10 protein-coding genes, 1 tRNA gene and 1 pseudogene are annotated in these 10,310 nt (G+C 69.9%); 4 read left to right on the top strand and 8 right to left on the bottom strand.

Annotated features, from left to right (window positions below; translation table 11 throughout):
* From WBA11_RS17785 to WBA11_RS17770, 4 genes are all read right to left on the bottom strand, one after another.
* The coding region (locus tag WBA11_RS17785; protein WP_424521978.1) for a glycosyltransferase at window positions 1–742 on the bottom strand (742 nt) is incomplete at its 3' end.
* On the bottom strand, window positions 739–1,284 hold the full coding sequence (gene lptE / locus WBA11_RS17780) for an LPS assembly lipoprotein LptE (RefSeq protein WP_424521977.1): 546 nt from the start codon (window positions 1,282–1,284) through the stop codon (window positions 739–741). The genes WBA11_RS17785 and lptE, both read right to left, overlap by 4 nt.
* A gap of 136 nt (window positions 1,285–1,420) precedes the next feature.
* Complete coding sequence (locus WBA11_RS17775) at window positions 1,421–2,749, bottom strand: sigma 54-interacting transcriptional regulator (protein WP_424521976.1); 1,329 nt, start codon at window positions 2,747–2,749, stop codon at window positions 1,421–1,423.
* A gap of 5 nt (window positions 2,750–2,754) precedes the next feature.
* Window positions 2,755–2,892, bottom strand: a complete 138-nt coding sequence (locus tag WBA11_RS17770) for a hypothetical protein (RefSeq protein ID WP_424521975.1) — start codon at window positions 2,890–2,892, stop codon at window positions 2,755–2,757.
* A gap of 120 nt (window positions 2,893–3,012) precedes the next feature.
* Between WBA11_RS17770 and WBA11_RS17765 the strand changes: the two are divergent.
* Both WBA11_RS17765 and WBA11_RS17760 read left to right on the top strand, forming a co-directional pair.
* A pseudogene (locus WBA11_RS17765) lies at window positions 3,013–3,234 on the top strand (copper homeostasis protein CutC); the annotation flags it as partial.
* Window positions 3,235–3,308: 74 nt separating this feature from the next.
* Window positions 3,309–4,631: a CotH kinase family protein gene (locus WBA11_RS17760; protein ID WP_424521974.1), complete on the top strand. Its 1,323-nt coding sequence runs from the start codon at window positions 3,309–3,311 to the stop codon at window positions 4,629–4,631.
* Window positions 4,632–4,660: 29 nt separating this feature from the next.
* On the opposite strand, the gene miaB is transcribed toward WBA11_RS17760, so the two are convergent.
* The 4 genes from miaB to WBA11_RS17740 form a co-directional block, all read right to left on the bottom strand.
* Entirely contained in the window at window positions 4,661–6,157 is a 1,497-nt protein-coding gene (miaB, locus tag WBA11_RS17755) for a tRNA (N6-isopentenyl adenosine(37)-C2)-methylthiotransferase MiaB (protein ID WP_424521973.1), read from the bottom strand.
* A gap of 566 nt (window positions 6,158–6,723) precedes the next feature.
* Complete coding sequence (locus tag WBA11_RS17750; protein ID WP_424521972.1) at window positions 6,724–7,311, bottom strand: riboflavin synthase; 588 nt, start codon at window positions 7,309–7,311, stop codon at window positions 6,724–6,726.
* Window position 7,312: 1 nt separating this feature from the next.
* Window positions 7,313–8,461, bottom strand: a complete 1,149-nt coding sequence (gene ribD, locus WBA11_RS17745) for a bifunctional diaminohydroxyphosphoribosylaminopyrimidine deaminase/5-amino-6-(5-phosphoribosylamino)uracil reductase RibD (RefSeq protein WP_424521971.1) — start codon at window positions 8,459–8,461, stop codon at window positions 7,313–7,315.
* Complete coding sequence (locus WBA11_RS17740) at window positions 8,458–9,132, bottom strand: hypothetical protein (protein ID WP_424521970.1); 675 nt, start codon at window positions 9,130–9,132, stop codon at window positions 8,458–8,460. Before WBA11_RS17740 ends, ribD begins: the two co-directional genes overlap by 4 nt.
* A 60-nt stretch (window positions 9,133–9,192) precedes the next feature.
* On the opposite strand from WBA11_RS17740, the gene WBA11_RS17735 reads away from it, so the two are divergent.
* Together WBA11_RS17735 and WBA11_RS17730 are read left to right on the top strand one after the other, a co-directional pair.
* Window positions 9,193–10,056, top strand: coding sequence for a lysophospholipid acyltransferase family protein (locus tag WBA11_RS17735; protein WP_424521969.1), 864 nt, complete (start codon window positions 9,193–9,195; stop codon window positions 10,054–10,056).
* Between the two features lie 48 nt (window positions 10,057–10,104).
* Window positions 10,105–10,177: transfer RNA gene (locus WBA11_RS17730), tRNA-Gln, on the top strand.
* The last annotated feature ends 133 nt before the right edge of the window (window positions 10,178–10,310 follow it).

Genomic DNA, 10,310 nt, shown 5'->3' with positions numbered 1-10,310 from the left:
CTGTCAGGTCGAGGTCTTCGGCCAGCGTGTCCGCCGACCAGCCGCCCGCGTCCTCGATGGCGGCGCGGCGCCACACGCCGGCCGTCCCGTTGAACAGGATCGGCAGGCCGGCGCGGTCTCGGCCCGTCTGCTCGTCCGCGAAGTGGACGTCCAAGACGGCGGCTTGGGCGCGAGCCAGCCAGGTGTCGGGCGCGTCGGGATGCGTCCACCGAGCTTGCACGAACGCGAGCGACGGGTCGGCCTCGAGGGCGCTGATCAGACGCGTCAAGGTGTCCGGCGGTGGCCGAAAATCGACGTCGAACACGGCGGCCAGGTCGGCGTCACTAGCCTCGAGACCAAAGGCGAGGGCACCGGCCTTGAACCCGGCGCGGTCGTTCCGTGGCAGGTGCCGAACTCGGCGCGAGCCCTGGCGCTCGGCGCACAGGATGGCGTTGGCGCGCTGGGCGGCCGGCGGCGAGTCGTCGAGGAGTTGGATCTCGACCGGCCCGGGGTACTCGAGGGCGAGGGCCGCATCGAGGGCTCGGGCGACCAGGGCGGCCGGCTCGTCGTACACCGGCAACTGAACGACCACCGACGGAGCACCATCCTCGAGGGCGACGCGGTCGAGCGGCCGACGGGGCAAGAGCACCCGTGTCATGGCCAAGGTGAACGCGTGCAGCCCCAGGCCCGTCAGCACCACCACGGCCAGGCCGTAGATGCCGACCGCGGCCCACGCGGCGACCTCGAGGGCGACGAGCGTCACCAGTCCGAGGTCGCGGCCGTGAACGCGTCGCGGGCGATCTGCTCGAGGGCGGCTGCCGCGGCGTCCGCTTCGCCCTGCAACCCGGCGGACGGTGGAAAGTCCTCGCTCGCCGAAAACGACCTCGAGAGAAGCTCCCCGTCCTCGACGCGATCCAGAACCACGACGCGAACACCGAGGGTGACGCGGTTGAGGGCGGCGGCGTTGGCCTCGCTCGTCACCGCCGCCGGGGCGACCGTGAACCGCTCGATCGTCGCCTGGACGACGGCGTCCGCGTCGGCCTCGTCGGGCTCGAGGTCGAGGCGGGAGCGGTCGGCGAAGCGCTCGACCAGGGCGTCGGTCAGGAGCTGGTCCAGGCCGGGCGGTCCGCCGGTCGAGCGGTCCTCGGCGAGCGGGATCGCGACGGTCTGGAGCCGGTCGGGGATGGTCGCGCCGGAGAACGTGTACACGCCGCACGCCGCGAGGACGAGCGGCAGAAAGGCGAGCGCCGCCCACGTCGCGGGCGGCCGTCCTCGAGGACGCGACATCGAGGACGAGGGCGGCATAGAACGGCGGGAGAGCGGTGCGCGAGACGAGCCCACGAGGCGCGTCCCCATCGAGGACGCGTCTCGCCTCCTCCGCCTTTCGTCTCGCCCCAGCGCCAGGGGCTCGGCGATCGGGTTTGTGGCCTCGTCTCGACCGCTACTCATCGAGGTCTTTGATCTTGCGGTACAGCGTCCGCTCCGAGATCCCCAGCGCTTCGGCCGACTGCCGGCGGTTGCCGTCGAACCGGCGCAGGGCTTCGGTGATCAGCGCGACTTCGGCCTGCTCCATCGTCGGAAGCGGGAGCCCCTCGGCGAGGGCCTCCTCGAACGACTCCGGGAGCCGGACGCCCACGTCCTCGATCTCGAACATCGTGTCGGCGGCGTCGCTGTCGTACGACGTTGAGGACGGCGGCTCGTACGCGACCTCGTGACTGTCGGTCAGGTCCGAGAACGGGGACAGGTCCGACGAGACGGGCAGACCGAACGGGTCGCTCGGGACGTGGACCAGGGCTCCGTCGGTGGCCTGGCTCCGCCGACCTGACGGTTCGAGGTCGGGTACGTCACCGCTCCGAGAAATGACGGAAGCGCGGAGGGATCGGATCTCGGCGCGGATCTCCAAGAGGGCGCGGTAGAGCAGCTCGCGCTCTCGGAGTTCGTCGGTGGCCCCGGCCGGTTTCGTGGCCAAGGTCAGCCCCGCGCCCGCCGAGACGCCGCGCAGGAGTGGGCGCAGGTGGTCGGCCGTGAGCGGGCTCTGGCGCACCATCACGACGGCCTGCTCGGCGACGTTGCGGAGCTCTCGGACGTTGCCCGGCCAGGCGTACCGCTGGAGGAGGGCTCCTCCGTCTGGGGAGACGCGCAAGAACGGCGCCTCGTACTGGCGCGAGAACCGCTGCACAAAGGCCTCGAACAGCGGCACGATGTCCTCCCGCCGTTCGCGCAGCGGCGGGATCCGCAGGACGACGGTGCTCAGGCGGTAGTAGAGGTCTTCTCGAAACTGCCCCGAGCGGACCTCGGCGCCCAGGTCCTTGTTCGTCGCCGCCACCACGCGAGCGTCCGTCGTCAAGGCCGAGGTGCCGCCGACGCGCGTGAACTGGCCGGTCTCGAGGACGCGGAGCAGGCGGACTTGCGCCTGCAACGGCATCTCGCCGATCTCGTCGAGAAAGAGGGTCCCCCCGTCCGCTTCCTCGAAGAACCCCGTCCGACGATCGACGGCGCCTGTGTAGGCCCCTTTCTCAGCACCGAACAGCTCGCTTTCGATCAGACCTTCCGGGATCGCGCCGCAGTTGACGACGACCAGCCGCTTGTGGCGGCGCTTCGACAGCCCGTGAATCGCCGACGCCACCAGTTCCTTGCCCACCCCGCTCTCGCCCTCGAGCAAGACCGTCACATCCGGCGGGGCGACCTGACGGATCCGCTCCAAGACCTGCCGCAGGGCGGGGCTGTCACCTAGGATGCCGAACCGTTCTTGAAGGGCCTTCCGGTCCATCTGCGCTACACGAGAGAGCCCGCCAAAATAGCCGTCCCGGGCCGGGCGTCGGGCCACGAGTCTGCCTTGCGCGTGATGAGCCGGACATCGCGGCCCGGATCTCCTCTCGAGGCCGGAGTCCGGCCGGTACTTTTGCTCGCCATCCGAGCCCCGTGCCCACTCGTCGCATCGTCCTCGAGGTCGCCGCGTTCGACCTCGATCTCGCCCCCGCCCTCGAGGTCGCGCGCGACGCTGGAGCCCGGCGGATCTAGACCGGCGGAGGACCGGGACCCGCCCTCGAGGGCGCCGAGCGGCTCGCGGCGCTGGTGGGCCAGGCCGGGAGCGTGACCATCATGCCCAGAGGCGGCGTCCGCAGCACCAACGTCGCCGAGATCGTCCGTCGGACCGGCGCCACCAAGATCCACAGCGCGGCCTCGAGGACGGGCGACTCGCGCGTCGACGCGGAGGAGGCCAAGCGCTTGCGGGCCGCGATCGACCTGGCCTGACCCGCACCGGGCCGACCTCGAGCGTGGACCGTTTTGGCGTCGAGGACGTCTAACCTACCTCTCCCTAGCGCGCCATGGCTCCCTTTCTTCGTGCTGCTATCGTCCTCGTCGCATGCTCGCTGGCGACCGCTCGCGCTCAGAGCGAGACGTCTACCCGTTCCGTGTTTGAGATCAGGACGGAGGACGGGTCCATCCCGGACGAGCCCAAGATCATGGCGCGACTGCGTGTCCTTGAGGGCGGCGTGCAAAGCGTCCTCGAGGTCGCGGCCTATGACGGGTGGATTGGGATCGAGCAGCGGGGGTCGTCCTCGAGCCGGTTCCCGAAGAAGCAGTACGCCGTCGAGACGCGGAACGAGGACGGGAGCAACCGTGACGTCTCGCTGCTGGGCCTACCGACCGACAACGACTGGGTGCTCCACGCACCCTACAGCGACAAGTCGCTCATGCGCAACGCGCTCGCGTTCCACCTGGGACACCTGACCGACCGCTACGCGAGCCGCTTCCGGTTCCTCGAGGTCGTCCTCGATGGCGACTACCAGGGCGTGTACGTCTTGCTCGAGTCCATCAAGGACGACGGCGACCGCGTGGATCTGGCCGACACCGACAGCCTGGCCGGCGGCTACATCGCGAAGCTCGACAAGCGGACCGGAGGCGGCGAGACGTGGCCATCGCGAGACCCCGCCACCGGCCAGTTTGTCCGCTACCAGTTCCACGACCCCGAGGCCGACGAGTTGACCGGGGCACAGCGCGATGAGATCGAGGTCACGTTCGATGCGATGGAAGAGGCGACGGTCGGCGACCTCGAGGACGCGATCGGGACGTACCTCGACCTCGACTCGTTCGTGGACTACGTGATTGTCAGCGAGGTCGCGAAAAACATCGACGCGTACCGGATCAGCACGTACGTCCACCGACCTGCGGCCGGGGCACCGCTCCACGCGGGGCCGCTATGGGACTACAACCTCGCGTTCGGCAACGCGGACTACGGTGGCGCGGCGGGGACGGACGGGTTTCAGTACGCGACGCCCTACACGAGCGACACGTACCCGATCCCGTCGTGGTTCTCGAGGTTGGTCGAGAGCGACACGTTCCAAACACGCGCCCGCGACCGGTGGACGGAGCTCCGACGCGGACCGTTCGCGACCGACTCGCTTCTCGCCTGGATCGACGCGACGGCGGCCGAGCTCGAGGACGCGCAGGCCCGCAACTTCGAGCGCTGGCCGATCCTTGACGAGGACGTCTGGCCTAACGCGTTCGTGGGCGGTTCGTACGTGGCCGAGGTCGGCTACCTCAAGGATTGGCTGACCGAGCGCCTAGCCTGGCTCGACGGCGAGTGGCTCGCTACGCCCACCGCGGAGCGCCGCGCCGACCTCGAGGACGGCGCAGAGGGTCCGTAGCGACTCGCCCTCGAGGGCAGGACACAGGCTTACGCGACCTCGAGGGCCGCCAGACCAACGGTCTCAGCCTCCAGCGTAGTCGCCCGGACAGCGGAGCCGAGGAGGGTCGCGCTCGTGCAATCGTGGATCTGGACCGCGGCGTAGTCGCCGGCCTCGAGGTCGAACGCGCGGTCGAAGACGACCATGTGGTTCGTGTCGGTCCGCCCTCGAAGCTGCTCGTCGCTCCGCTTGGACGTGCCCTCGACCAAGACGACCTCGAGGCCGCCGACCAAGGCCTGCGTGCTCGCCAGGGAGTGCTGGCGCTGGAGTGCGACGATCTCAGCGAGACGGGCTTTCTTGACCTTCTCTGGCACGTCGTCGGAGTACTTGCGGGCGGCGTACGTGTCGGGCCGCTCGGAGTAGGCGAACGTGAACGCGTGGTCGTAGCGGACGTGCTCCATCAGGGAGATCGTGTCCGCGTGCTCCGCGTCGGTCTCGCCGCAGAAGCCGGCGATCAAGTCGGTCGAGAACGCGATGCCAGGCACGATGGCCCGCGCCCGGTCGACCAACTCGAGGTAGTGCTCCCGCGTGTACGTCCGCCGCATCCGCCGGAGCACGTCCGAGTTGCCGTGCTGGACGGGCAGGTGGATAAAGTCGCAGACCGTCGGGCGCTCGGCGTGGACGTGGAGCAGGTCGTCGGAGCAGTCCTTGGGGTGGCTCGTAGAGTAGCGGATGCGGAGCTCCGGGCTCAACAGCGAGATCCGGTAGAGCAGCTCGGCAAAGTCGACCGCCGTCCCGCCATGATCGACGCGGTACGAGTTGACGTTCTGGCCCAGGACCGTCACCTCCTTGTAGCCGGCGTCTACGAGTTGCCCGACCTCGGACAGAATGCTCGTCACCGGGCGGCTCCGCTCGCGGCCTCGCGTGAACGGGACCACGCAAAAGGCGCACATGTTGTCGCAGCCGCGCATGATCGAGACGAAGGCCGTGACGCCGTTCGTGTCGTAGCGGACCGGCGCGAGATCCGCGTAGGTCTCCTCGCGGGAAAGCTGGACGTTGACCGCGGCCTGGCCCGTGTCGCGGCTCTCGGCCAGCAACCTCGGCAGGTCCCGGTACGCATCCGGCCCGACGACCAAGTCGACCAGCCGCTCTTGCTCGAGCAGCTTCGACCGCAAGCGCTCGGCCATGCAGCCCAGGATCCCGATCTGGATGTCGCGGCCGGCCTTCGCCTCGCGCTCTTTCCGGGACCGGACGTGGGTGAGGCGGCCCCGGACGCGGTCCTCAGCCTTCTCCCTGATCGCGCACGTGTTGATGAGCACGACGTCGGCGTCGGCCTCGGTCTCGGCCAGTGCGTAGCCCTCGGCGCCCAGGATCGAGGCGACCAGCTCGGAGTCGGCCACGTTCATCTGGCAGCCGTAGGTCTCGATAAAGACGCTCCGCCCGTTGGTGCCGGCGCGGGCATCGAGGACGCGGGGTTGGTCCTCTCCCCGGACGTCGGGGGCGGACGAGACGGGCGTGAGGACGTCGAGGTCGGCGATCGGCTGCATCGGCGTGCTGTCGTAGCGGACTAGGTGCGCGAAACGGTGCGCACGTGGGGACGCCGAAGCTACCGCGCGACCTCGAGGACGCGTGCCGAGCGTTCGTGGAATCGACCGAACGCACGTCCGCCCCGCCAGGCGCGAAGCCGGACGGGGCGGACGAGGAACCGAGCGTGAGCACGTGTGCCCCGGCGCAGAGCGCGAGATGGGTGGGCAGGCTCAGAGTGAAGGGAAGGGAGAGCCGATGGGCGCTCGCTCGGTACGATCAGGCGTCGTTAAAAGAGGACGACGCCGGCGAGCGCAGCAGAGAGGACCCCGAGGCGAGTAATGATCGCAAAAGGGCGGGCGGCGCGGCTGAAGGGACGGTACACGGTAGTGTGGTGGAGATGCACCCACTCCACATGCGATCCGCGTGCCAACGAGCATCGTCTGCCATCGTGCCGGGACCGCCTGGGGGAGTCCCCGGTGCGACACGGCGAACGCACCGGAACGCACAGGCCCGACATGGGGGATCGCACTAGCCGACCACTGACGAGACGGCGGCCCCGGGGATTCCCCCGTGACGGCCTGTCCGCCTACGCCCTCGAGCGGAGAACGTACTTGCCGAGCAGGTCAAACTCCAGGTTGACCGTGTCCCCAGCGGCCCACCGCTCGGAGGTCGTCTTCTCCCACGTGTGCGGGATGATGGCGAGCACAAAGGTGCCGGGGGTCTCGTCGAGCCGAGCGACCGTCAGCGAGATGCCGTCGACGGCGACGCTGCCTCGAGGGATCAGATAGGCGGCGTGCTCGGCGGGATAGCGGACCGTGACCAGGTGCGAGTCCGCGAGCTCTTCGACGTCCTCGATGACGCCTGTCGCGTCGACGTGGCCCTGGACCAAGTGGCCGTCCAGGCGAGAGCCCAGCACCAAGGCGCGCTCGAGGTTGACCCCGTCGCCCTCGGCGCGATGCCCGAGCGACGTCTTGGACAGCGTCTCTTCGACGGCCGTGGCCTCGAAGCCATCGTCGTCCTGCGCGACGACGGTCAAGCACACGCCGTCGACGGCCACGCTCTCGTCGACCTCGAGGGCGCCAGCGAACGAGCACCCGATGCGGACGCGGCGGCCGCCCTGGAGCGGCGTGACGGCCTCGACGGTGCCGACCTCCTCGATGATTCCGGTGAACATGTCAGGTGCGAAGGGAGGCTCGCAGAAGCACGTCCGGCCCGATGGGTTCCCACGACACGTCGGCTCCCTCGAGGGCGTCGGTCATTTTTGCGACCTCGAGGTCGCCGAGGGCCGGCGTCCCCCGCCCCACCAGCTTGGGCGCGACGAACCACCGAAGCCGGTCGACGAGGTCCTTGCGCAGGAGAGCTGTCGCGAGCCCCGGACCGGCCTCGACGAGTACCGATTGGACCGCCCGGACGCCTTCCGGCAACCCGGCGCCCGCTCCCAGCGCATCGAGGACGGCGCCGAGGTCGAGGTGCCCGTCGACGGTCTCGACCTCGAGGATGGTACCTCCGGCCTCGATCAGTCTCCCGCGGTACGGTGGCTCGACCTCGAGGCCGACGACAGAGAGCGTTGGGGCCGAGCCGTCGAACAGGGTGAGGGACGGCGACAGCGAGCCCGTCCGATCGAGGACGACGCGCAACGGCTGCGTCTGACCAGCCTCGAGGGCGACGTCGCGGACGGTCAGCGCCGGGTCGTCGGCGCGCGCGGTTCCGCTGCCGACCAGCACGGCGTCCGTCTCGGCGCGCCACTTGTGAACCATCGCCCTCGAGGGCGGCGACGTGATCCACTGACTGTCGCCGGTCGAGGTCGCGACCTGCCCGTCGAGCGTCGAGGCCGTCTTCAGGGTGACGAGCGGCCGGCCCGTCGCGACGTGCGTGAGAAACGCCGCGTTCATCGCCCTCGAGGACGCCTCTCCCACGCCGACCGTGACGTCGACGCCGGCGGCCCGCATCCGCTCGATGCCTCGGCCGGCGACGGCGGGGAACGGGTCTCGGTGCGCGACGACGACGCGCGGAATCTTGCGCTCGATCACCAGATCGGCACAGGGCGGCGTCTTGCCCCAGTGGCTGCACGGCTCGAGCGTGACGACGAGCGTGGCGTCCTCGAGGTCGGCGTGGCCGTGGCGTTCGGCGTCTCTCACGGCCCAGACTTCCGCGTGCGGTCCGCCGTAGCGGCCGTGCCAGCCCTCGCCCCAGATTTGGCCGTCGGGACCGAGCACGACCGCGCCCACCATCGGGTTCGGGCTCACGGCGCCTGCGCCGTTCTGGGCGATTTCGATGGCACGAGCCATCGCGGCCTCGATGCGGGCGTCCTCGAGGGCGGTCACAGCTCTTCGGCCCACTCGGGCAGGTCATCGAGGGTCCACTGCTCGAGGTAGAACGTGTGCTCGCCCCGCGCTCGCTGAAACGGCGCCACGATGCGGCGTGCCTCAGACGGATGGCGGCGGAACGCCTCGACCAGATCGTCTCGAAGCGGCGCCGTCGAAAAGAGGCTCCAGTCCCACCCGTCGAACGCCGGCTCGCGGAACAGCACCGACGCGCCGCCCTCGAGGACGCGACGCAACGCGGGGAGTCGGTCTCGCCGCTGGCTGGCGCCGACCTCCGGTTCGCCACTCACCGCGTTGACCAGATCGGCGCCCTCGAGGGCGCCGATCGCAAGCGCGTGCCCGGACCCGGACGCGAGAACGACGGACGCCTCGTCCTCGAGGACGGATCGGACCATTCCGTCCTCGAGGACGGACCACGGGCGGGCGGCGGCCCAGTCGAGGAGCGGTCGGACCCAGGCGTCTACGTCCCCAAGAGCGGTCGCGCCGACGCGGCGCGGTGGCCCGAGAAACGTCCCGGCGATGTAGGCGCGGGCGTACGGCTCGGGCGGCCTCGACAAGAACGCCTCGAGCGACATCCCCGGCGCGTCCCGCTGCCGAGCGTCGGGCTCGGTGTCGGGGACCAGGGCCTCGAGGCCGATGGGCTCTTCGGTGAAGACCTTGACGACGTCCATAGGCCGGGGAATCGCCGCGCGCAGTTCCGCGTTCCCGGCTCAGCCCGTCGCGCTCCGCCTATGAACTCCATCACCTCGGCCCTGACCTGGATCGCCGTCGCCGCCATCTGCCTGTTCGCGCTCCCGGTCCTGGCCGTCATCCGCCTGTTCGACCGGACGCCGACCCAGCTCTACGCCGGCCGCGCCTTCCGCGTGATGGGAAGTTGGACGACGCGCATCAACCCGGCCTGGAACGTCGAGATCGGCGGCGTCGACCCGAAGACGCTCGAGCACCCGTTCGTGGTCGTGAGCAACCACCAGTCCGTCGCGGACATCCCGACGGTGTCGCTGTTGCCGTGGGAGATGAAGTGGGTCGGCAAGAAGGAGCTGTTCGACCTGCCGGTGATGGGCTGGATGATGAAGCTGGCCGGCGACATCGCCGTGGACCGGAAGGACCCCAACAGCCGGGCGTCGGTGATGCTGCGGACGCGGCAGAAGCTCCAGCACGGCACGTCGGTCATGTTCTTCGCCGAGGGCACGCGGTCTCGCGACGGCCGCGTCAAGCGGTTCTACGACGGCGCGTTCCGGCTCGCCATCGAGGCCGGCGTCCCGGTCCTGCCGCTCGCCATCGACGGAACCATGGACGCGATTCCCAAGCATGGCTGGCGCTACAACCGCGCCGATGTCCGCCTGGACGTCCTGGAGCCGGTCCCGACAACGGGGCTCACCCTCGAGGACGTGGCGGCGCTGCGCGACCGAGTGCGGCAGCGCATCGTCGAGCATATCGCGGCGTGGCGAGAGGTCCCGGCCGAGTTAGCCGACGCGCTCATCGACGCGACGCCCGCTCTCGAGGCCGGAGCCGGAGTCTCGGAGATGGCGGTCCCGACGGGCGAAGAGCGGGCGAAGAGCGGCGTCGCGGTGCCCAGGGCCGGGTCCGGCGGTTGATCCCAGCCCCGTCGGCCCGCTAGATTGCGGATCTCCTCACGGGGACACTGCCCGATAGCTCAATTGGCAGAGCGCCAGTTTCTGGATCTGGAGGTTCATGGTTCGATTCCATGTCGGGCAGCGACGACGGCCTCTCACTTCGCGTGGGAGGCCGTTTTCCGTTGGGGCTTCAGGACGAGCGGTCTGAAAGCGCCACGCTCACGGCTGATCACGCCGGCCTCGAGGTCGGACCCGAGCCAGAAACAACCGGCCGT

It is taken from the genome of Rubrivirga sp. (genome assembly GCF_049648075.1).
Taxonomy (GTDB): Bacteria; Bacteroidota; Rhodothermia; order Rhodothermales; family Rubricoccaceae; genus Rubrivirga.
The sequence above is the reverse complement of the archived record's forward strand: the minus strand, read 5'-3'. Positions and strand labels throughout refer to the sequence as shown.